The organism is Clostridium sp. CTA-7, assembly GCF_054768095.1.
The window spans coordinates 445,186-470,012 of sequence record NZ_BAAAAV010000001.1 but is presented as its reverse complement, the minus strand read 5'-3'; the positions used below and the strand labels follow the sequence as shown (position 1 = coordinate 470,012).

Annotated in this window: 20 protein-coding genes and 1 other annotated feature; all 20 genes read right to left on the bottom strand. The window is 29.1% G+C overall.

Annotated features, from left to right (window positions below; genetic code table 11):
• Positions 1–4: 4 nt before the first annotated feature.
• The 20 genes from ACYUEX_RS02040 to ACYUEX_RS01945 all read right to left on the bottom strand — a co-directional run bounded on the left by ACYUEX_RS02040 (position 5) and on the right by ACYUEX_RS01945 (position 24,826).
• The gene (locus tag ACYUEX_RS02040; protein ID WP_411170027.1) at positions 5–679 is read right to left on the bottom strand and encodes an amino acid ABC transporter permease; all 675 of its coding nucleotides are present in this window, start codon (positions 677–679) and stop codon (positions 5–7) included.
• Complete coding sequence (locus tag ACYUEX_RS02035; RefSeq protein WP_460286341.1) at positions 660–1,325, bottom strand: amino acid ABC transporter permease; 666 nt, start codon at positions 1,323–1,325, stop codon at positions 660–662. The genes ACYUEX_RS02040 and ACYUEX_RS02035 overlap by 20 nt, the downstream gene beginning before the upstream one ends.
• 65 nt (positions 1,326–1,390) lie before the next feature.
• Positions 1,391–1,607, bottom strand: a binding site (T-box leader).
• Between the two features lie 193 nt (positions 1,608–1,800).
• Positions 1,801–2,667 carry a DegV family protein gene (locus ACYUEX_RS02030; RefSeq protein WP_460286340.1) on the bottom strand — a complete coding sequence of 289 codons (867 nt, stop codon included), beginning with the start codon at positions 2,665–2,667 and terminating at the stop codon, positions 1,801–1,803.
• A gap of 179 nt (positions 2,668–2,846) precedes the next feature.
• Positions 2,847–4,373: a 2,3-bisphosphoglycerate-independent phosphoglycerate mutase gene (gene gpmI, locus ACYUEX_RS02025; RefSeq protein ID WP_460286339.1), complete on the bottom strand. Its 1,527-nt coding sequence runs from the start codon at positions 4,371–4,373 to the stop codon at positions 2,847–2,849.
• A 252-nt stretch (positions 4,374–4,625) separates the two neighbouring features.
• Complete coding sequence (locus tag ACYUEX_RS02020; protein ID WP_460286338.1) at positions 4,626–5,867, bottom strand: metal-dependent hydrolase family protein; 1,242 nt, start codon at positions 5,865–5,867, stop codon at positions 4,626–4,628.
• A gap of 38 nt (positions 5,868–5,905) precedes the next feature.
• Positions 5,906–7,321, bottom strand: a complete 1,416-nt coding sequence (locus ACYUEX_RS02015; RefSeq protein WP_460286337.1) for an APC family permease — start codon at positions 7,319–7,321, stop codon at positions 5,906–5,908.
• Positions 7,322–8,015: 694 nt separating this feature from the next.
• Positions 8,016–8,762 carry a triose-phosphate isomerase gene (gene tpiA, locus ACYUEX_RS02010; RefSeq protein WP_460286336.1) on the bottom strand — a complete coding sequence of 249 codons (747 nt, stop codon included), beginning with the start codon at positions 8,760–8,762 and terminating at the stop codon, positions 8,016–8,018.
• Between the two features lie 155 nt (positions 8,763–8,917).
• Positions 8,918–10,096 (bottom strand): phosphoglycerate kinase, encoded by a 1,179-nt coding sequence (locus ACYUEX_RS02005; protein ID WP_460286335.1) that lies wholly within the window; start codon positions 10,094–10,096, stop codon positions 8,918–8,920.
• A gap of 186 nt (positions 10,097–10,282) precedes the next feature.
• On the bottom strand, positions 10,283–11,281 hold the full coding sequence (gap, locus tag ACYUEX_RS02000) for a type I glyceraldehyde-3-phosphate dehydrogenase (protein WP_460286334.1): 999 nt from the start codon (positions 11,279–11,281) through the stop codon (positions 10,283–10,285).
• Between the two features lie 52 nt (positions 11,282–11,333).
• Positions 11,334–12,371 carry a sugar-binding transcriptional regulator gene (locus ACYUEX_RS01995; RefSeq protein WP_411170018.1) on the bottom strand — a complete coding sequence of 346 codons (1,038 nt, stop codon included), beginning with the start codon at positions 12,369–12,371 and terminating at the stop codon, positions 11,334–11,336.
• 268 nt (positions 12,372–12,639) lie between these two features.
• Positions 12,640–14,022 carry an RNA polymerase factor sigma-54 gene (rpoN, locus tag ACYUEX_RS01990; RefSeq protein WP_460286333.1) on the bottom strand — a complete coding sequence of 461 codons (1,383 nt, stop codon included), beginning with the start codon at positions 14,020–14,022 and terminating at the stop codon, positions 12,640–12,642.
• 110 nt (positions 14,023–14,132) lie between these two features.
• Positions 14,133–15,182: a BMP family lipoprotein gene (locus tag ACYUEX_RS01985; protein ID WP_460286332.1), complete on the bottom strand. Its 1,050-nt coding sequence runs from the start codon at positions 15,180–15,182 to the stop codon at positions 14,133–14,135.
• Positions 15,183–15,386: 204 nt separating this feature from the next.
• A complete protein-coding gene (locus tag ACYUEX_RS01980; RefSeq protein WP_460286331.1) occupies positions 15,387–16,223 on the bottom strand; it encodes a DegV family protein in 837 nt (278 codons plus the stop codon).
• 17 nt (positions 16,224–16,240) lie between these two features.
• On the bottom strand, positions 16,241–16,702 hold the full coding sequence (locus ACYUEX_RS01975) for a tRNA (cytidine(34)-2'-O)-methyltransferase (protein ID WP_411170014.1): 462 nt from the start codon (positions 16,700–16,702) through the stop codon (positions 16,241–16,243).
• A 130-nt stretch (positions 16,703–16,832) separates the two neighbouring features.
• On the bottom strand, positions 16,833–17,669 hold the full coding sequence (locus ACYUEX_RS01970) for a Cof-type HAD-IIB family hydrolase (protein ID WP_460286330.1): 837 nt from the start codon (positions 17,667–17,669) through the stop codon (positions 16,833–16,835).
• A gap of 176 nt (positions 17,670–17,845) precedes the next feature.
• On the bottom strand, positions 17,846–19,288 hold the full coding sequence (locus tag ACYUEX_RS01965; RefSeq protein ID WP_460286329.1) for a VanW family protein: 1,443 nt from the start codon (positions 19,286–19,288) through the stop codon (positions 17,846–17,848).
• Between the two features lie 273 nt (positions 19,289–19,561).
• Entirely contained in the window at positions 19,562–20,503 is a 942-nt protein-coding gene (locus ACYUEX_RS01960; protein ID WP_460286328.1) for a glycoside hydrolase family 25 protein, read from the bottom strand.
• 70 nt (positions 20,504–20,573) lie between these two features.
• The gene (locus ACYUEX_RS01955; RefSeq protein WP_460286327.1) at positions 20,574–22,142 is read right to left on the bottom strand and encodes a sensor histidine kinase; all 1,569 of its coding nucleotides are present in this window, start codon (positions 22,140–22,142) and stop codon (positions 20,574–20,576) included.
• Entirely contained in the window at positions 22,132–22,845 is a 714-nt protein-coding gene (locus ACYUEX_RS01950; RefSeq protein WP_460286326.1) for a response regulator transcription factor, read from the bottom strand. Before ACYUEX_RS01950 ends, ACYUEX_RS01955 begins: the two co-directional genes overlap by 11 nt.
• A gap of 466 nt (positions 22,846–23,311) precedes the next feature.
• A complete protein-coding gene (locus ACYUEX_RS01945) occupies positions 23,312–24,826 on the bottom strand; it encodes a hypothetical protein (RefSeq protein WP_460286325.1) in 1,515 nt (504 codons plus the stop codon).
• Position 24,827: the final 1 nt, after the last annotated feature.

The following is a 24,827-nucleotide window of genomic DNA, read 5'->3' as shown; positions in this document are numbered from 1 at the left end:
CCTCCTAGTTTAACTTTTTCTCTAATGCCTTTGCTCCTAAGGATATTGGAAAACATATTAGAAAATAAATTATAAGCATTAATCCATAAATCCAAAATGAAGCTAATGGCTCTGTTAAAACTGTTCTTTCTATGATTTGCTGTCCAACTTTAACTAAATCTACTGCTCCAATCAAAGTCATTAAAGTAGTAGTTTTTATCATTCTTGTACTTAAATTTATAATCCCAGGAAGAACTCGTCTTATACTTATTGGAATTATAATATATCTGTAAGTCTTTATTTTATTTAAAGACAAAGCCATTGCTGATTCATAATATATTTTAGGAATAGATGTAATTGCACCTCTTACCAAATCACCTATTTCTGCTGTACCCCATAATGTAAAAACTATATATCCAACATATATTGAATCCAAATGAATATCTAGAAGAGTTGGTACTCCAAAGTAGAATATGAAAAGCCATACCATTAATGGTATTATCCTTATACTTTCTAGATATATGGTTGAAATAATTTTTACTACTTTTCTTTTACTAATCATAACTATTCCAAATATAATTCCTAATATAGTAGATAAAATAACTGATACAAAAGCAACATTTAATGTTACAAGTAATCCTTCTAAAAGCCTATTCATGTTATCCCAGTTAAAAATTAAATTACTGCCCAAACTCTCCATATCTTAACCTCCTCTCTAAAACTCTACTAATTATTGAAATAGGAAGTAATATTATAAGATAGAATATTACAACTAATAATAAAGCCTCATTTGTTTTATAATACATTCCTATAACATCCTTTGTAACAAACATAAGCTCTGCAACTGCTATTGATCCAATAATAGATGTTTCTTTTATTAAGAATATACAATTAGCAGCTATAGATGGAATTGATACAGAAAAACTTATAGGGAAAATAATATGCCTTAATATTTGTTTTTTACTTAATCCTATTGCTTGACCACTTTCTATTTGAGCTTTTGATACTGCATCTACTCCACCTCTAAATGATTCTGCCATATAAGCTCCACCTAAAAATGATAGACCTACAACTCCACAAGTAAAACCACTTATCTTTATTCCAAATTTAGTTAATCCATAATAAAGAAAAAATACTTGTATCAATAGTGGTGTATTTCTTGAAAATTCTATATATATCTTAGATACAACATTTATAAATTTTAAATTAAAATATCTTGCTACTTCTATTAATAATCCAATTAGAATAGATAATATAATAGATATAATAGCTAGTTCGAATGTTATAAATGCAGCTTCTAAAAAATTAGGTAAGCTACTAATGATAAAGTTTAAATCAAGCTCCATAAAATCCCTCCAATTCTGAAAGTAATTAATTTTAAGTAATAAAAAAACTTCGTCTCTTAACTTAAATAAGAGACGAAGTTATCCTCCGCGGTTCCACTCTAATTGAACATAGTTCCACCTTAATAAATTACGCTATAAACGGCGTTCCGTTAAAATGCTACTATATATTTCACATTTTATACTCCGAAGTGCACTTCATATAATATAACGCTAAAGGCTTTCACCATTTCCTTCTCTCTGCAAACACTATTATTATACTACTCTCTTCATCATTGCATTTATTCCTACTATTCCGATATGTTTATTTCAATTATACTCTTTAGTTTTTACTTGTCAATACTTTATTCAATTTACTTTTTATACATAATTATACATTAAACTATTCCAAATCCTTTAAATATGTGAGTCTTATACGATGAAAATTTTATAAAAAAATAAAAGCTATGTTTATCATAGCTTTCATTTTTTAATATTATTACCTCTTATCTCCTTTAAATACCAATGCTAAAGTTCCTGGACCTCCATGAGTTCCAATTACTGCTCCTATAGAATTAATTAATATATCCTTAACCTTAACTTCTTCAAGTATCATTTTTTTTACATCTTCAGCTTCACTTAAGCAATCTGCATGACATATAAAAATAACTTGCTCTTCTGGATTTATTGCTTTTTCTTTTAATTCTTGAACTAAATACTTTAATGCTTTTTTTCTTCCCTTTATTTTATCTCCTGGAATAACATTTCCTTCATCATCTATTTTAAGGGTTGGTTTTATTCCAAGTAAACTGCCTACAGCTGCTACTGTACCTGAAATACGTCCACCCCTTTTTAAATGATTTAAATCATTAACTGTTATAGCATGGATAATCTTCCTTTTATTTTCTTCAACAAAATTTACAACACTCTCTATACTAACTTCATCTTTTAACATTTCATTTGCATGATAAACTAATAATCCCTCTCCTACTGACACACTTAGTGAGTCAATAACATGTATAATTGCATTTGGATTTTCTTCCAATATCATTTGTCTTGCTATTGTTGAACTATTATAAGTCCCACTTAAACTAGAAGATAATCCTATATATATTATAGCGTCCCCTTGATCTACACACTTTTTAAACACCTCAAAAAAATCTCCAACATTCACCTGTGCTGTAGATGGCATTGCTCCTTCTTTAATCATTTTATAAAAATCTTCATGTTTTAACGTCTGTCCTAAATCATCTGGTATAAATTCTCCATTTATATTAACTGTTAATGGTACTACTTCTATATTGTTCTCTTGTACATAATCTATTGATAAGTCGCATGCTGAATCAGTTATCAGTCTAACTTTCATAATATTCAACTCCTATTAATAATAACTTTTAATTTGTTACAGATATTATACAATCAAGATTTTCCAATGTCAAATGTTTTGATATTCAAAATACTTATTTTGTTAATTTTATGAAATATAAAAGAGTAAGGATTAATATCCTTACTCTTTTACCACTCTAACGTAATCTTATTTTAAAATTATTTATTTATTATTAATGATTTTCCAGTCATTTCTGTTGGCACATCAAGTCCCATTACATTTAGCATAGTTGGAGCTATATCAGCAAGCTTTCCTTCTTGTAAAGTTCTTCCTTCTGTATGATTTGATATCCATACAAATGGAACTGGATCTGTTGTATGTGCTGTAAATGGATTTCCTGTTGAGAAATCTATCATAGTTTCAGCATTACCGTGGTCAGCAGTTATAAATAAAGTTCCGTCCTTTTCTAAAACTTTATTTGCAATCTTTCCTAAACACTCATCTACAACTTCTATTGCTTTAACAGCTGCATCCATTACTCCTGTATGTCCAACCATATCTGGGTTAGCATAGTTTAATATAACCATGTCATACTTATCTTGATCTAATCTATTAATTAATTCTTCTGTTACTTCGTAAGCACTCATTTCAGGTTTTAAATCATAAGTTGCAACCTTAGGTGATGCTATAAGAGCTCTATCTTCACCTGGGTTTTCTTTTTCTACTCCACCATTAAAGAAGAATGTAACGTGAGCATACTTTTCAGTTTCTGCAATTCTTAATTGGTTTAATCCCTTGCTTGATACATATTCTCCTAAAGTATTGTTGATACCTTCTGCTCTATATGCAACATTAACACCTTCTAAAGTCTTGTCGTATTGAGTCATAGTTACAAATGTTAAGTTTAAAGCTTCTCTCTTGAATCCATTAAATTCTTTATCATTTATAGCTCTAGTTATTTCTCTAGCTCTATCTGGTCTAAAGTTAAAGAATATTACTGAGTCCTTATTCTTAATCATTCCATTTGAATCTATAACTGCGGGTAATACAAACTCATCTGTTTTATTATCATGGTATGATCTTTCAATAGCTTCTACAGCTGATGAGGCTACTTCCCCTCTTCCTAATACCATTGCATTATAAGCAAGTTCAACTCTCTCCCATCTGTTATCTCTATCCATTGCATAATATCTACCTGCAATAGTCGCTATCTTACCTACACCAATTTCTTTCATGTAATTTTCAAGCTCTACTATAAATTCTTTTCCTGATGATGGTGGAACATCTCTTCCATCCATAAAGCAGTGAACATATACATTTTGTAACTCAGAATCTTTAGCTAATTGTAATAATCCCTTTAAGTGATCTATGTGTGAATGAACTCCGCCATCTGATAACAATCCCATTAAATGAAGTGCTGAATTATTTTCTTTTGCATTTTTAATTGCAAGATTTAACGCTTCATTTGTAAAGAATCCACCTTCATTAATCTCTTTAGTTATTCTTGTTAATTCTTGATATATAATTCTTCCTGCACCTATATTTAAATGACCAACTTCAGAGTTTCCCATTTGTCCATCTGGTAATCCAACATGTAATCCACTAGCTTGTAATTGAGTGTGTGGATATTTTTCTATTAGTCCATCAAAATTTACTTTCTTTGCTGTTTCAACAGCATTTCCATCTGATTTTGGAGCAATTCCAAATCCATCTAATATCATTAACATTACAGGTTTCTTCGCCATAATTCCCTCCAAATTTTTTAAAAAATCTATATTTGACAATAATCTAATATTATCTTTCTTTAAATTCAACTTTATTATACTATATTTATACTATATAAACAATAAAACACCTATTTCAGTAAACCTTTGCAAGAAAATAATTTTAATAAATTTTCAAACAATTCATAAAAAAGGAGAATTCAAATATGAATTCTCCTTTTTTGTTAATTAGTATCAGAAGTTATTTTGATACTAATTCTTTATAAATATTTATTAAATATTTCTCTTTACAAACTGTCCTTCTTTCATAATTACGTCCATTTTGTCAGCATCTACCTCACGTATGTCTTCTAAAGGATTTCCTTTAAGAACAATTATATCTGCATACTTTCCTTCCTCAATAGTTCCTGTAATCTTATCTATTCTAAGCATTTCTGCTCCATTTTTTGTAGCAGCTAAAAGAACTTCTTTTTCAGTCAATCCAGCTTTATTTAATGCATACATTTCAGTAATTGCATACTTTCCATATGGAGTTAATGAACTACAGAAAGAGTCTGAACCTACAGTAATACGAATGCCCTTCTTATTAGCATTTAATAAATTACTTGTTATTCTATTTAATTCTTTTTCTGCCACTGTATCTCCTGGGAAGTTATCATGTATTGGTCTATATGGTGGCTCGTACACAGTAAACCATTCAGTGAAGAATTGATATGTTGGACAGAATGTTATATCCTTTTCTTTCATTATTTCTAAGCATTCTTCATTTAATTCTTGTCCATGTATTATCGCACTTACTCCAGCCTTACATGAATCTAAAGCTCCTTGATAACCTTCAGCATGAGACCATACTGGTAGTCCAACCATATTACATTCATCAACTACAGCTTGTATTTCTTCCATTGAATAATGAGAATCTGCCTTAGCATCTAATCTCCAGATTCCACCACCAGTTGACCATATTTTAACTGCATCTGGATTTTCTCTAATTCTATGACGAATAGCTCTCCTTAACTCCCAAGGTCCATCAACACGCTCTGCCCATGGATGTGACTCATTATTATATTCCCATGGAAGATTGTGAGAATCCCCATGTCCTGCAGTTCTACAGAAACCTAGTCCAGTTGTTACAACACGTGGCCCTGGAATTATTCCCTTTTCTATCATATTACGTATATGGATACCTGATCTTGAAATTTCTCCTACAGAAGTTAATCCATGCTCTAAAGCCTCTTTGGCTTGAGCCACAGCTACTACTGTTTTTTGAATAGGATGCTCTAAAACCCACTCATTATCATTATCTGATAAATTACCACTAAAGTGAAGATGTGAATCTATTAATCCTGGCATTATTGTTTTTCCACTAATATTCACCACTTCATATGAATCATCAAATTCTATTTTTTCCCCTGCATATTTTATTTTTTTATCTTCTACTAATACCAAAGAATCTTTAATTGCTTCTGCCCCTGTACAATCTATTAATAATCCTCCTAAAAAAGCTACTTTACTCATAAAAACCTCCTACCCATTCTTATTCAATTATTTATTTCTTAAAATTCTTCTTTCTTACCAACGTAAACGTTCTTCTTTCTTGCAGCCATAAAAATCATTCCTAATAAAAGCCATATAATAACTATGCTCCATTCAACCTTATTTAAGGATGCTGGACTCATTGGAAGAACTAATAATGCAATTATGATTAACGCAGTTAAACAAGCGGCATAAATACCAACCTTTCCCCCTGGAACCTTATATGGTCTTTTCAAATTTGGTTCTGTCTTTCTCATTCTTAAGCATGCTACACTTGCCATAAAACAAGCAAAAATAAATGCTAATGAACTAACATTAGTTAATGGAACTAACATATTTTTACCTAAAAAAGGACCTGTTATTGTTAAAATTGCCATTAATACGTTAGCCACTTTAGGTGTTCCAGTTTTCTCATCTATCTTTGCAAACTTACTTGGTAATTGTTCCTTTCTGCCCATAGCAAGTAGTATTCTACTTGAAGCTGCAAAAAAGGAATTCATTGGTCCTAATGGTCCCATTACCGCAATAACCATCATTATTTTATAAAATAATCCTAGTCCTATTACTGACAATATCGTTAGAGCTGGTATACTATGTGTTATGAATTCTTGCCATTTAACAATAGAACCAAAAGAATATATACATATCACATAAAATACCCCTGCTGCTAATAAAGCTAAAGTTATTACTTTGCCGAATTTATTCCAATCTAATCCCTCAGAAGCTTCCTCTGCTTGTTGAGGGATGGTATCAAATCCAGCATAAAAAAATGGTGTCATTACAAGGACCGGTAATATCCCCATCCATATACTAGATCCTTCTCCAGCACCTGATATTGTTCCATCATATATTGGTAAAATGTTTGATGGCCCTCCTTTAAATAAGGAAATTCCCATAGCAATAAGCATTCCACCTAATAACAACTTCGCCAAAAATCCTTGTAACTTAGCCGCTGATGAAGCGCCTTTAAAATTAAGGTAAATAACATACCCTGCAAAAATTAATGAGATTATTAATGGTGGAAGATATACTGTTGCCCCCATAATCTCATATAATGGAATAACATTTAACGATGGTATAAACTCTCCTATCAATGTTGAAATTGCAATAGCTTCCCAAGGACATAATATTGCATTTCCTAACACTAAAAACCATCCTGTAAAGTAAGATAATTTGTCACCACAAGTTCTTGATACATATTCAACTATGCCACCTGAAATTGGTATAGCTGAAGTTAATTCACCAAAAACAGCTCCTATAGGCAATAAAAAAATAGCTCCAATCATGAAAGCTATCATTGCTGGTACAGGACCGCCACCTATTTTCATCCAATCGCCAACAAGTAATACCCATCCAGTTCCTATAATTGCTCCAAATCCTATAGTAAAAAAATTCCACAAGGATAAGGATTTTTTCATTCCAACTTTCTCTCCCATTTGTTCCCCCGAAATTCTCTAATACATTTAATAATATTAATACACCCTTTCTTTTAGGAAGTATTATAAATACTAACATTAATCATAAACACACCTTCTTTGCTATCATAAAGTTATGTCGTATTTATCATACAGGTACATTATACTCTTACAGAAATCGTTTTACAAATATTTTCCTTTTTCATTTTTTATCTATTTTTCCCTATATTTATCTATTTTCCCCTATAATAGATAAGATAATATATAAATTATTCTTATTCCAAATTTTTCCCTTAAGTGACTATTTTCTCGTCAATTCTTATCATTTATAAACATTTTTCACTTCATTTTCTATAAGATATACTATTTAAATTATTATTATCTTTCTCATTAGTAAAATTAAAATAAAAAAGTCGACAATGTGAGCTTACTGAGTTGTCGACTTTTTTCGCGAATGTGCATTTAAATGACACTACAAATTTTATATTTGGTTAATGGAGAGTATACTTTTCAGTGCCCGAAGCTTGCCTTATAAAAATCTTGCACGCGCACTTTATTCTATTTTTTACTCTATAGGACTAACTTTAATAACTTATATTCTATAAATAATTTATACACAGATTTCAATAATATAATTTCCTATAAAGTAAAAATAACCTTATAGAAAATTTATTATTTCCTACAAGGTTATTTAGAAATTTATATTGAGATTTTCTTAGAAATTAACTATTTGTGAAAAATCAGATGCAACTAAGCTAGCTCCACCAACTAAAGCACCATCTATGTCTGACATAGCCATTTGGTCTTTAATTGTATTTGGCTTAACTGATCCACCGTATTGTATTCTTACTTTATCAGCAACTTCTTTTCCAAACATTTCTACAACAACATTTCTTATTGCCATTATTGTTTCATTAGCTTGTTCGTTAGTAGCTGTTTTACCAGTTCCTATTGCCCAGATTGGTTCGTAAGCAATAACTACTTTTTCTGCTAATTCCTTTGATAATCCTTCTAAATCAGCTTTAATTTGAGCTCCAACAACTTCATTAGTTGTTCCATTTTCTCTTTGCTCTAAGCTTTCTCCACAACAAAGTATTGGAGTTAAGTTATGTGCAAATGCAGCCTTAACTTTTTTGTTTAAAGCTTCATCAGTTTCATTAAAGTATTCTCTTCTTTCACTGTGTCCTAAAACAACATAGCTAATTCCCATAGCTTCTAACATTCCTGGAGCAACTTCTCCTGTGAAAGCACCCTTTTCTTCAAAGTGCATGTTTTGAGCTGCAACTTTGATGTTTGATCCTTCTACTGCTTTTAATACAGCATCTAAACAAACAAAAGTTGGACATACTACTACATCACATGTAGCATTCTTTACTAATGGTTTTAATTCTTCTATAACTTTTACAGCCTCTGCTGGAGTATAATGCATTTTCCAGTTTCCAGCTATTATTGCTTTTCTCATTTAAAATCACCTCATATAATTTGATATAAAATTGCAATATATATTGCAGATTTATTGTTTATAAATTTTTAAGAAACTCCTATTAACATAAGTTCATAGGAGTACTAAAAAAATAAGTTTTAATATTTAAATCAAAAATTCAAATTCTTTAAAGCTTATTTGTTGTTTAAAGCTTCTATTCCTGGTAATGCTTTACCTTCTAAGAATTCTAGAGAAGCTCCACCACCTGTTGATATGTGAGTCATTTTATCTCCAAATCCTAAGATATTAACAGCAGCAGCTGAGTCTCCTCCACCAATAACTGTTGTAGCATCTGCATCTGCCATAGCTTTAGCAACTGCAATTGTTCCTTTGTTGAAGTTTTCGAATTCGAATACTCCCATTGGTCCGTTCCATATAACTGTTTTAGCATCTTTAATTGCATCAGCGTATATAGTTTCTGTTTTAGGTCCGATATCTAATCCCATACTTCCTGCTGGAATGTTTTGATCTTCTGTTATTACAGGTTCAACATCTTTGAATTCTGCAGCAACTCTGTGGTCAACTGGTAATAAGAAGTTAACTCCTTTAGAAGCTGCCTTTTCTATCATTTCTTTAGCATATTCAATTCTATCAGCTTCTACTAATGATGACCCTACTTCATATCCTTGAGCTTTTAAGAATGTGTAAGCCATTCCTCCACCAATTATTAGTGTATCAACTTTTTCTAATAAGTTGTTTATAACAGCTATTTTATCTGAAACCTTAGCTCCACCTAATATAGCAACAAATGGTCTAACTGGATTATTTACAGCTTCTCCTAAGAATTTTAATTCTTTTTGAATTAAGTATCCACATACAGCTGTATCTAAGAATTCAGTAACTCCAACTGTTGAGCAGTGTGCTCTGTGAGCTGTACCAAAAGCATCATTTACAAATATATCAGCTAATGAAGCTAATTCTTTTGAGAATTCTTCGATATTCTTAGTTTCTTCTTTTCTGCATCTTGTATTCTCTAATAATACAACATCTCCATCTTTCATGTTTGCAACAGCAGCTCTAGCATTTTCTCCTACAACTTCTTCATCTCTTGCAAATACAACTTCTTGATTTAGCATTTCGCTTAATCTTTTAGCAACTGGAGCTAATGATTTTGATGCATCTTTTCCTAAGTGTGAGCAAAGTATAACTCTTGCACCATTATCTATTAAATATTTAATTGTTGGTAATGCACCATTTAATCTATTTTCATCTGTTATAACACCATCTTTTAATGGCACATTGAAGTCACATCTTACTAAAACCTTTTTACCTTTAACAGCTATATCTTCTATAGTTTTCTTATTAAAGCTCATTGATTTCACCTCTTAAATTTATTTTTAATGAAACTCTTGTTCATTTCATTCATAATAGTAAGCATTAATAGTAAAAATCAAAGATTTTCAACCTCTGCTTAATTTAAAATTGGTCTGGCCTCATAGATTTTACTATAAAACCAGACCAACAATATGTTCTTTATAAGTATAAACTTAACTATTTAATTATCTAGTTACGAAGTACTTTAAAGTTCTGATTAATTGGTTAGTGTATGACATTTCATTGTCGTACCAAGAAGCAACTTTAACTAATTGTTCTCCGTTAACTTCCATAACCTTTGTTTGAGTAGCATCAAATAATGAACCAAAGCTGATTCCGATGATATCTCCTGATACTAATTCTTCTTCAGTATAACCGAATGATTCATTTGCAGCAGCTTTCATAGCTTCATTGATTTCTTGAGCTGTTACTTTCTTGTCTAAAGTACATACTAATTCAGTTAATGAACCAGTTATAACAGGAACTCTTTGAGCGCCTCCATCTAATTTTCCTTTTAATTCAGGAATAACTAATCCGATTGCTTTAGCAGCTCCAGTTGAGTTTGGAACTATGTTAGCAGCAGCAGCTCTAGCTCTTCTTAAATCACCCTTAGCGTGAGGACCATCTAAAGTGTTTTGGTCGTTAGTGTAAGCGTGAATAGTTGTCATAAATCCTTTTTGGATTACGAACTTATCATTTAATACTTTAGCCATTGGAGCTAAACAGTTTGTAGTACATGAAGCACCTGAAATAACTGTTTCAGTACCATCTAATATTTCTTGGTTAGTGTTGAATACAACTGTTTTAATATCACCAGTTGCAGGAGCTGATATAACTACTTTCTTAGCTCCAGCTTGTAAGTGTAATCCAGCCTTTTCTTGAGAAGTGAAGAATCCAGTACATTCTAAAACTACATCAACATTTAATGCTGCCCATGGTAGGTCAGCTGGATTTCTTTCAGCTGTTACTTTTATTTCTTTTCCATTAACTACGAAAGCACCTTCTTTAACTTCGATTTCTCCGTTAAATCTACCTTGTGCTGAGTCATACTTGAATAAGTGAGCTAAAGTTTTAGCATCTGTTAAGTCATTGATTGCTACCACGTTGAATTCTGGGTTTTCAATCATTAATCTTAATGCTAATCTTCCTATTCTTCCAAAACCATTAATTGCTACATTTACCATTTGCAATTACCTCCTAAAAATAGTTATATTTAAAATTTTTAAAATTTTAAGCTTATTTAGTTTGTTCCTTGATAAATTCTACGATTTTTCTACCAGCTGCTTCATCCGTTACTAACACTGCATTATTGTTTCTCATCATAGTTGCAATAATAGCGTCAACTTTATTTTCCCCAGCTGCTACTGCAATATGTGTGTTAATTTTTCTTGCTTCATTAATATTTATTCCAATTGAAGTATTTTCTGAAACCACCTTAGAATCTTTGTTAAAGTAACATCCAAATGCCTCTCCTACAGCTCCAAGAAATTTAAGTTTATAAAGTTCTTCCTCTAAAACATCTCTCTTCTCAGCCATAACTAAAGCATCCCCTATTCCATATATTAAAATATCTGCTTTATGAATATTATCTATTACTTCTTTTATTTCTTTTTCCTTTAGTAAAGTATCTAAAAGTTCTAAACTAAGGTTTTCTGGAATATGAAGCAACTTATAAGCGCCATTTAGCTTTTGTGCTAAGGATGCTGCTAATGTACTTGCTTGTATTTCAACTTTTCTTCCCATACCTCCTCTTGCTGGAACTACGAGAATATTTGAAATATTATTTATCTTAGGTAATGCTTCTACAAACTCTTTAATAGTGTTGCCCCCGGTTATAGCTATTATATTATTATCTTTAATAATTGATTTTAGATAATTTGCTGTAGCTTTACCAAGTTCTTTTAAAATTATAGGGTTCATTTCTACATCACCAGGAACAATTATTACATCTCTTAAGCCAAGGAAGGCCTTTATGTTTTCTTCAATATCAGATAATCCTTTAATTTCATGTATAAAATCTTTAAGTTTATCTACTACCTCTTGTCCCTCTTCAGTTACTGTCATTCCTGGAGTGTTTATTTCTATTAGATTTTGTGATTTTAAAAAACTTATTTCAGTTCTTACTATTCTTTCTCCAAGATCTAACTGATTGGCTAAAACACGTCTTCCGATAGGCTGATTGTAATATATAGTCCTAAGTATGTTATATCTTTTCTCTAGGACTTCTACAAGTTCAGGAACTATTTTTTTCTGTAAAGACAATATTTCCTGCACTTCCAACCCTCCTTTGGTCTAAAAAAGTCCCACATATAATATATATGTCCCACATTTATTATTATAAAACACTTCTTTGAAATTTAAAAGTACTTTCTTTAAACTTTTCTAAAAGTTTTACAAATTTTTAGCATTCTGTATTCATATGTTCCATTAAAGTTCTTATTTTACACAAATGGTTCATAAGAGAGAGGCTGACCTTTAAATTCAACTTATTATAATATATAGCCAACCTCTCTATTACTATTTTTTCTTTATAATTTAATATTTATTCTATTCTTTTTCTTTTGCTTGATGATTTTATTTCCATCTCTTCTCTATATTTTGCCACCGTTCTTCTTGAGATATTCAAATTTCTTTTATTAAGTTCGTCACATATTATTTGATCTGATAAAGGTTTCTTTTTATTTTCAATATCTATCATTTCTTTTATTTGCTTTTTAATGTTAACTACAGCGACATCCTCACCGTCACCTTCTGACTTACTTAATCCTGTAGTAAATAAATCTTTAATTTTCACAGTACCAAGACTTGTTAATATATATTTATCTTTTATAGCTCTACTTACAGTAGATTCATGTATACCTAACTCTTCTGCCATTTCCTTAAGTGTCATTGGTTTTAAATATTTTTGACCTTTATCAAAATAATCTCTTTGCTTTTCTACTATCTTTTCTAATATTTTAAGCAAAGTACTTTTTCTTTGTTCTATGCTCTTTATTAAAAACATAGCACTACTTAACTTTTCTTTTACATAATTTTCTGTATTTTTATCTTCTTTATTATTTATAATATTTTTATATAAATTACTTATAGATAATCTTGGTATAACTCCATCATTCATTATAACAAAGTATTGTCCATCTATTTTTCTAATAGCTGCATCAGGAATTATAAATTTAACTTCATCTCCTGTGTAGAATCCTCTGGAAGGCTTAGGTTCAAGTCCCTTTATTATGTCTCCTAAATCTTGAGCTTCTTTTGGAGTTATTTTCAAATTCTTGGCTATAATATTAAATTTATTATCTGCAATTAAATCTAAATACTCATCTATTATAATTTCTAAATTATCATCTAAAATTCCCATCTTAATTAGCTGTATTTTTAAGCATTCTTTTAAATCTCTAGCTCCTATTCCATCTGGCTCCAAATCCTGAAGTATTTCTAATGATTCTTCTCCTAAAACAATTGAAATATTTAACTCCTTACATATGGATTCTAAAGGCATGTCCAAATATCCTCTACTATCTATATTTTCTATCATATAAGATACTATAGCCTTTTTATATTCGTCTTCATCACTTTCTAACAACTGCTCGTGCAAATATTCTGTAAGAGATTCCTTTTCACATATGAAATTAAAAGGTGATACATCATCTTCTTTATTATATTCTCCATAACTTTGAGATCCATAATTATCAAATTCTAAGTATTTTATCATTTCTTTGTAATTAATTTTGTCCTGATACTCCTTGTCTTCTTGGACAAAATCAAAATCACCTTCTAGTATTGGATTTTCTACAAATTCATTTTCTATATACTCTCTTAAATCATAAGTTGACATTTGTAAGAGTTTTATAGATAACTGCATTTGCTGAGTCATTATTAACTTTTGTTCTTGCGTGAGATTCAAATTAAAATCTAATTTCATACAGTACACCTTCATTCAAAAAAACTATAACTTTTACTTAATATACTAGTATTAAAGATAAATCCTTAATACTAGTATAAACCTTAAGTAAACGTTATATCAAGTCATTATTAAACTTTAAATTCAAGCACTTCTTCTTTTATCTTAGGAATCTCTATCTTTTCTTTAATTACTTGACTTTTATATGTATTTATTAAATCTATGGTTTTTATGTCAATTAAAGCATCATTTATTATAACTTCCAAAGTATTTTCCTTTAAGCCTTCATTTATTTTATTAACTTTACCGCTCTTAAATAATCCCTTCTTTACATCTGATACACTTTCATATAGCACCTTATCAAAATTTACCTTTAATGATCCTAATATATTTTCTCTATAATCACTATATACTTCTCTTGCATCCATTCCAATGTTAATAACATACTTACCTTTTTCCTTTGCTGCTTTAAAAACCCCTTCAGAAGCTCTACCAGCATCTGTTAGTATTACTTCACAACCATTACCATAAAGTTTTAAAGCTTCATTATATGCTATATCTATTTTAGTGCAATCTTCAACATACTTAACATTTTCACTTGATAATAGCTTGGATAATGCAGATGGGTTAGTTATTTTAACTCCTGCCATATATCCTGATAACAATTGTTTATTTGGTTCACTGTCTTTTATTGCAATATAACCTACTTCTTTATTTGTGCTCTTTCTCCCTGCCAATACTCCTGCTAAAAATCCACCTTCTTCATACCTAAAGCTTATATTTTGAACATTACTTTCTCTAATTCTATTTGATGTTACTATAAACTTCTTATCTCTATAGTTAGTTGCAGCTTCATTTACTACATTATTAAAATCATCTCCAACTACAATTATTAAATCATTACTCTTTGTAGCTTTTATAAATTCTTTTTGAAAGTTTTGTTCATTACTTTCATCTATTTCTATAGTAGTTATCTTAACTCCAAGTTCTGTAGCAGCCTTGTTTACGCCTTCTAGCCCCAATTCATTTAATCCCTTATCTTCTAAACATCCTTTATTTATAACATAAGCAACTTTAACTTTTTCCAAATTTATTATTGAGCTATTAAGAGCCTGACATCCTGACATTGAAAATATAATATATATAGTAAATGATAGTAATAATATCTTTTTCTTATACACTGTAACCACCTTCCTTTTTATTTTAGCTTACCCCAATAAATATATAAAAATTCGGGTTGTCTTTCTTTAAAACAAAAAAGATAAGGAATTTTTCCTTATCTTTATATAAACATTATTTTAAAATAATTTATTATTGCACTAATTAAAATTTTATTCGAATTAAAACTTTAAGCATTACTTTTAAAATACTAGTTATTTTAAATATTACTTACTTAAAAAGAATAATCCACTTACTCTTGTACCTGAGTGTATTCCAACAGCACATCCAGGTTTTGTTTCTATATATTTTATATTATTTTCTTCTAAATATTTTTTCAGCTCACTTTTCATTTCTGGACTTTCTATTTCTATTAAAATTACAGGTTCGCTTTTATCTGGATTGCTTGTTTCATAATCAGAAATTATCTTTTTTAAAGCTTTTTTATTTCCTCTTACTTTATCTTTTGATGTCATCATTCCATCTTCGAATCCAATTATCACTTTTAACCCTAAAGCAGTTCCTATTGCACCTGCTGTTTTTGAAATTCTTCCACCTCTAACTAGATTCTCAAGAGATTCAAAACATAATGAAGCATTCATTTTAGGTATGATTTTTAAAAGTTCTTCTTTTATTTCTTCTGCTTTTAAACCTTTATCTCTAAGCTCACAAGCCTTTAATACAAAAAATCCTTGAGCAGATGTTATAACTTGTGTATCAACTATTACTATATCTTCTGTCTCTAACATGTCTCTTGCAATACAAGCTGAATTATATGTTCCACTCATGTTAGATGACATAAGTATTGCTAACACTTTACATCCTTCATCTAAGCTTTTTTTAAAGTATTCTTCAAACCTGATTGGAGTTATTTGTGCTGTTGTTGGAAGAACTTTATCTTTTTGTATTTTTTCTTGCATTTCTTCTAAGTTAATTTCTTCTCTATCAATGTAGCTTTCTTCGCCAAAATTAATTAAAACAGGTATTACTTCTATATTATTTTCTTTTATTAATTCTTCTGGAAGATCTAAACAGCTATCTGTTAATATTTTTATTTTTTCCACTTTTATTCCCCCTAAAGTTACTTCATTCCAGGAAAACCAATTTGTCTTAATGCTTCATAAGCTATGATAGCAACTGTATTTGAAAGATTTAAACTTCTAGTGCTAGTTTTAATCATAGGAACTCTTATTCCTTCATGATTATTATGTACGCTTTCTGGTACGCCTGAGGATTCTCTTCCAAACATTATAAAATCTCCTTCTTTAAAAGAAGCTTCATCATAATGTACCCCTCCATGCGTTGTAGCTAAAAATATTCTCTCATTTCCGTATTTTTTCATAAAGTCTTCATAACTCTCATGAATTTCAAGCTTTAACTCGCTCCAATAATCTAATCCAGCACGCTTTACTTGCTTATCATCTATTGTAAATCCCATTGGTTTGATTAAATGCAATGTTGAATTTGTTAAAACACAAGTTCTTGCAATATTCCCTGTATTTTGTGGTATTTCTGGTTGGTATAAAACTATATTTAAATTCAATTTTTCTTACCTCCGATTAAAAAAGTAAGATGCATTCATCTTACTTTAGTAAAACTATATAAAAAATGATACTATAGGAAACTACATTAGTCAAAGTTATTTAGTATTTATTAACAAAATATTTTCTTATCTAAAGTTCAAAAAATTTATTTATAGCTTTTGCAACTCCATTTTCTAAATTTGTATCAGTTATGTACTCAGCTATTTTTTTTACAGGTTCTATAGCATTTCCCATAGCTATGCCAACACCTGCATATTCAATCATAGATAAGTCATTTTCGTTATCACCAATACATATAATTTCTTCTCTTTTAAATCCATAATAATCAGCTAAAACTTTTACTGCATTTCCTTTTGAAACCCCTTTATTATTTATCTCTACACTTCTTCTTCCTGCTCCAAAATACACTATATGATCAAATTCATTTAGGCTATTTTTAAGTTTGCTAATTTTTTCTGGGTTTAATGAAAATGCTATACATTTTGTAATCTTGCCATTATTCTCCCTAAAAAAACTCTTCCATTTCTCTATATTATTTATAACGTAATAATTTATTTTTAAGCTATCATCACCTACTTGTTTTGTCATATATAACTTAGTTGCTAATTGAGTTAAATTATTACTGCAATATATACTATCTAAAGTATAGAAATGAAAATACATTTTCATCTTATATAACATATCAACTAATTTAATACATTCTTCAGTCTGTATTGGATTTTCATATATAACCTTATTTGTATATTTTTCTCTAACTATAGCTCCATTTGCCGCAATGACAGGTGATTCGACTCCTAAAAGATTAGAATAGTATTCTGCATTATTATAAATTCTACCTGTAGTTACTACTACTTCTACTCCTTTATCATGAATTTCTTTTATTGCTTTTTTACTTTCTTCAGATACTTTTTTTCCCTTACCAAGTAAAGTTCCATCCATATCAATACAAACCATTTTGTAATCCATAAAAAACTCCTTTACTTACCTTTTATATTACTATAATATCATTACACTAAATCTTCAACAATAAATTTAACATATTGATAAGATTTATTATGCCTATTTAACCTAAAAAAATATTTAATTATTTATAAAAAAATAGAATAGCCAATTTCTTTGTGCCATTCTATTTTCTCTATATATTATTGTTGTGGTTTTTGTGTTTCAGTAGGACTTTGCTTTGGTACTTCTTTCTTTTTTGTTCCTTTTTTTATAACAGTATCAGTTGTTAAATAAATATCTGTTGCTATAAAGTCTCTTGAAATCTCAGCTCCATTTTTATATGTTATTTGATAAGAACTTGCCTTATATCCAGGCATCCCATTAACAACAACTTTTTCAGTACCTTCATCCATAGTAGAATCATTTTCATATTTTACTTCAGGATTATACTTTTCGTGAACTTCATTTACTAGTTCGTAAGTTTTTCCTTCCATAGCTTCAACATTACCATATATATTAAATGATACTGATCCTCCCCCTACATATCCTTGTATATATATTGGAAAATCATATGAATTTTTAAATTTGTAATCTACAAATCCATAAGCAACTGTTGCATCTAATCCTGGTTCTGAATATGAAACCGTTAAGGAATGATTTGCTCTTTCTGTAGATCTTAGGTTTGCTCTCATTGCCGCTCTATACAAAGCAGTTGATACTTGACAGATTCCTCCGCCATAATCAGGAACTATCTTATTTCCTACATAAGTGTTAGCCTTTTCATATCCTTTATCTGGTGTAGTGTCTCCGATTAAAGCATTATAACTAAACTCTTCTCCTGGCATAACAATAGTTCCATTAACTGTTTCTGCTGCAATTTGCATATTCCTTACTCTTCCATCACCTGTATCCCTATAGCTATTGCTATACCCACTTATTTTGCCAGTTATTTTCTTAAGATCATCTTCTTTTACTTTTGCCTCTTCTTCTTTTAATTCAAAAGTTAATTCAACAATATTAGTTGGATCTCCATTAATATTTTCAACTAATTTAGTATGAAGCTCTTTTTCATCTATTTTCTTTCCTGAAACTTCTGGAGTAATCACTATGTTGCCTGAACTTATTTCTATTTTAGCATTCTTAGGATTTATATTAACTTCAGACTTAACCTTATCCTCAAAAGTTTTTAGAATTTCTTCATCATATGAAATCTTAGCATCTATATTATTAATCTTTTTCTTTCTAATAAGTGAATTTTTAGAAAACATACCTTCACTTTTTCCATAATTAAAAGCCTCTTCTGCAATAGCTTCGGTATCATATTTAGGTTGTATTTCCTTATAAGATAATTCTACTTTTTTGTCTCCAACTATAACATCTAGTTTCTTGTCCATTATTAGACCTGATAATTTTTCATTTAATAAGCTTATAGCTTCTTCTTTATTTAAACCGCTTAAATCAACACCATAAACACTAACTCCAGGATAGATTTTATTTTCCCATGAAGCTACTCTATTATTAGCTGAAAAAGCATATCCTATAATTCCTATTATCATTACTATTATTATAATTCCTGCAAACATTAATGTATTTTTATTTTTGACAAATAATGCTTTTTTATTATTTTTTTCCTTTTTCTCCAATTTCCCCACTCCTTCCTAATTAATCTTAATAAAACTATGAAAATTGAACTTTAATTTATAAATACAATAATAATATATCATTAATATTGTATTGTATTCTATAGTTAAATTTAAAATATTTATATAAATAAAATCTTTGACTTAAATTAACTACTTAATAAAAAAGTGGACATTTTATTATTAAATAAGCTATAAAATAAAAAAGCCTATAATATTAAAACTAACTTAACATTACAGGCTTATAATATTTTTATTTTTTAATTTCAAATATCCCTATACCGTAACCTTACTCCTAACTTGAGAGGTCTCTCCATCATAATCAAAAGCTTCTATACTTATGGTAACTGGTGATGTCGTTTTAACTGGTAATTCTGATAGTCTTATTTGAAAACTAGTATCACCTTTATCTACAGTCCCAATCCAATATCCATTTTCAAAGATATTATAACCTAGTAAATCTACATCAGTATTCTTCATCCAAGAAACCTTTAATAATCCTCCCTCTTTAATGGCATTTAATCCTCTTACTTGCCTAGGCTGAATAAGTAGATCTACACTATCAGGCCCCCAGTTTGCATCAACAGGGTTTCCAACTCCATTAACAATTTGTCTATCACTAAATTGCCAAATTCTCCATCTAGTCCATCCGCCTAAATTTGGTGGATAATCTGGATTAATTTCCACATGTGTATACATAGCTATCCATAAAGGCATAGTTTTAAGTGGTTGAGTTCCATTAGGTAGTTTGAAATCATTATAAAGCTCTATAAAGAATGCTCCTGTATATAGCATAAGTCTTCTTCTAGTTTTTTTTTCGAATCTTTTCCTAAATCTTTCTATCCAATCTATCAATGCTTTTGTGCTTATTTTATTGTCTATTGGTGCTTCAACATCTAATACTGGAAATAAATCTCCATAGTTCTTTTGACCAAAACCTTCTTGCAATATGTTTATGAAATCATCACATTGAGAATCTGCAGTAGTCAAATCATATGAAGGTAAAGCATAATGATATGCTCCTACTGGTATTCCGTAATTTCTAGCTGCTTTAGCAAACTCTAAAAATTTCTTATCAACTCTAAAGCTTCCTCCTCCTGAACCTGATGCTCTTACATAAAGAAAATCTATAGTTTTTGCTAAAGTTTGAAAATCAACACTTTGTGTATATTCATTTATGTCTATTCCAAATCTACTATTAGGATTTTTATTTTGCATTTCTCCTCCAAGAAAAAAATAATCTCTATATTAATTTATTAATTTCTTTCTTAAAGGTTACTTTTATTTACTATCTAATTGATTTTAACTTTATAAAGAAGCTTACATCATTACCAACACACTCAGCCCATATACTACCATTATGAAGTTCAACTATATTCTTAGATATAGCAAGTCCTAATCCACTACCCTTTGTGTTAGAATTTCTTGCTTCGTCAACTCTATAAAATCTATCAAATAGCCTTTCAACCTTTTCCTTAGGAATATTTTCTCCCTTATTTCTTATTACTATATTTACAAAACCACTATTTTCATATGCAGATACTATAACATTTCCTGGTTTAAAAGAGTATTTAATTGTATTTGAAAATAAGTTCTCAAATACTCTTACCATCTTTCCTGCGTCAATTTCTACAATACTTTTTTCCTCTACAAATTTTTTTACTACCTCAATTTGATTTTCTTCAAATATAGGAATATATTCTTCTATAATTTGAGATAGAAACTCTACTATATTAACTTTGGTTTTTTCTAAAGCTATTCCTTTGTTATTAAGCTTTGTATACTCAAACAAATCCTCTATTAGCTCTTTAAGCTGATTTGACTTATTAAAAGCTATATTTAGATATTCCTTCATCATGTTTTCATCTTCATATTTTCCATCTTTCACTAAACCTATATATCCCATTACAGATGTTAATGGAGTTCTTAAATCATGTGAAACATTTGTTATAAGTTCACCTTTAGTCTTTTCTGCTCTTCTTTCACTTTCAATACTAGTTTCTATTTCTTCTGCCATATTATTTATATTTTCAGCTAGTTTTTTTATTTCATCTTTTCCCCTTTCTTCTATTCTGTATGATAAATCTCCATTTGATATAACTCGTAATCCTGATGCGATTTCTTCTATGTACTTCATTTTCTTATTTGTTATTATTATGAATATAGATATAAACATAATAACTGATAATACAAGGGCTAGAAATGAATTTTCCTCTACATAGTAATCATTCGAAATATATGGAGTAGGTATCTTTGAATATATAAGATACGCTCTATCTCCTCCTATAGTAACAGGGTAAAGAAACACCCTTTCACTTCCGTCATCTTTTACAGAATTACTTTTGTCTATAACTGCATATATATCTACCTTTTCTTCAAATTCCCCATTTACTTTAAATAATATTTTACCATCTAAATCTGTTATATATATTTTTGTTTTTTCACCATTATAACGTTGTAATATATTATTTATGTGTTTAGTATCATCTAATCCTTCTACTTTTTCGCCATAGTCACCACTTAATTCTCTAACTATGGAGTTTGCTTCTGCTTGAACTTCTCCAATATCATACTCAAGCCTTGTTATTGTTTTATTTTTAGATAGCATATTGTTTGCAAATCCATAAAACATAAAAGAAGATATAAAACATATTGCAAAAACAACCATAAGCTCAAATCTTATACTTTTTTCTATTCTTCTGTAAATCCATTCTAATAATTCTTTAATTTTAATTCCTATTCTAGAGTTGTAGAATTTATAAAAAATTTTTACTATAAGATTTCTTATTCCTCTTATTAAACCTACTCTTTCTTTTTTAACTTTCTCTTTTTTCTCTTCTTTCTTTCTACCTATCAATTTTATATCCTACCCCCCATACAGTTTTTATAAATTTTGGCTTTCTAGGATCCTCCTCAATCTTTTCCCTTACCTTTCTTATATGAACCATAACTGTATTATCGGATTGCATAAAATCTTGCTTCCATACACTGTTATATATATTTTCTATACTAAATACCTTCCCCCTATTTTCTCCAAGTAAAACTAATATATCAAATTCAGTAGGTGTAAGCTTTATTTCTTCCCCTTCTTTAAAAACCTCATGAGTTTCTAAGTTTATGCTTATATCATCAATTTCTAAAATATTTTCCTCTTCAAACTTTAACTCTTCTTTCACTATAGTTTTATTAAATCTTTTATATCTTCTTAGTTGTGATTTAACTCTAGCAACTAATTCTAGTGGGTTAAATGGTTTTGTTAAGTAATCATCTGCTCCTGTATTCAAACCAAGTATCTTATCCATATCCTCAGATTTAGCTGAAAGCATAATTATAGGCATTTCTCTTTCCTCTCTTATTTTTAAGCAAACCTCTATCCCATTTACCTTCGGCATCATTATATCTAGAATTATTAAATCCACATCATTGTTTCCAAGCATATTTAATGCTTCCTCACCATTTTCTGCTTTTATTGTGTCATATCCTTCACCCTTTAAATATATATCTATTAAATCTCTAATTTCCTTTTCATCATCAACTATTAAAATTCTTTCTTTACTCAAAAAAATCCACTCCTCTCTACTTCTAAAATTAGTTTAACATAAAAGAAGAATTCTTTTAATTTTTTACTCTAACTATTTATCTATATTGTAGTTAAAATATCTTAATATTAAACTTTATTATTCCTTAAAAAAACCTTAATTATATAATAAATAGTATTTTGCTTATTCCGTATCTTAGCTTAAAGTTACCTAAATATGATATTTCCCTGTCTTTCACTCAAAAAAGTGGACATATGTAAGTTTGCTTATTCCGTCGCTCCGCTCCAAGTCAACGCAAACTTACATATGTCCACTTACAAACTGAATATAAGAAAACTATAAAACAACTCTACTCTTTCACATTAAATTACTAAAATCCTTATATAATCAAATTTTTGAAACTTTAAACTTTTATACTTTACTAACAAAAAATACTGCACTTTTAATAATGCAGTATTTCTATTAACTATTTATTTTTTATGCTTAATTAATTATATAAATTTATAATTCTATATCTATTTTCTCCTACCTTTTCTATATCTGCAATATGAATTTTATGCCTTATCCAATTATCTTCTTCTGTTACTCCAGTCCCTGCAAGCCAAGGACTATTTTCATTTGCAGTTTTAATATCATAAGAGATACTAACTGTAAATACATTCTTACCTTCTTCCACAAGGCTAACATCACTAACTTTGCTATCAAGAACTGTTACTTCTGGTTCTTTTTTAATATTATTAGCTAAAAGAAATCTCCAATTTGTAGTATGCATTTTTATATATTCCTCATATAGCTTTTTCCCAATTAAAGTTTTATCAATTGAGTCAATTTCAATTTCAGGATAAACTTTATTGATGTCTACATAAGTATTTCCTAATCTGCTAACTCTTATAAAATCATCTCTAGCTATCTTAGTTAAAAACTCTTTATTATTACTATCAATTTTTGAAATCCAATTAACATTAAGCTCATCTTCATCAAACTTTCTCATTTTATGGATTAAGTCATCTCTTTCAATAGGAACTTCACATATATTTTTATTAACCTTTATAAATCTAGTATCTGCTTTATAAGAATCTTTTCCTATAAGTATTTCCTTTGGTGTTTGATAATAATCCCAGTTTGCTGGATATCTAAGGATTACACTATTATCCGAAATTACTAATTGATCTTTACTTTGCTTTATTAATGGTTCGCCTAAAAGTGATTGTAATCCTTCTTTTATTTCTGTTGAATCTCCATCATATAAACAAACAAGATTGACCTTTAAATATGCATTATTAATAGAAAGTAGCTTTAATCTATCTATTATCATATCTTCATCTGAATAATATATTTGCCTTAATGAATCTTCATTAATAAGATTTGCTTCACTTAATGCGGCTTTAGTATCATTATATTCATACACTAATAAATCTTCATCATTTATTTTTAGATTATAAATGTTAGCACAATATCCATTGTCCTTTGCTGCAGAAGTCCTTTTATCTATTTCTTCTATCTTTAAATTATTATTTATTAATCCTTTAATTAAGCTAGTATAATTTAATTTTTCATCAGTTTTATCCAATACATATGTTTCATCATAATTTAAGCTATCATACAACCTTCTTAACTTTTCAATTTCATCTTTACTTACTCTATATTGAGTTCCATTCACATTAATATATTCTCCTACAAAGCTAATATCGCAATTTTCTTCCCCTAAAATTGATATATTAATTTCCCAGCCTTTATAAGGTTCTTGCTTTTTTTCTTTTACTTTTATTGAATTTATATGTTTTATTATCTTATCAATATCATTTTTATTATCTATAACTTTTTGTTTAGGTGATGATGGCATTAACTTGATAGAAATACTAGTAACTTTTTTATTATTAATTTGAGTTATACCCTTACTGTTAACTTTATAAGCTATCCCAATTCCTACTAAAACTAAAACTGTAATTATAACTATTCCAAACAATAAATCTTTAAATCTGAAGCCTTTAAGATAATTCATT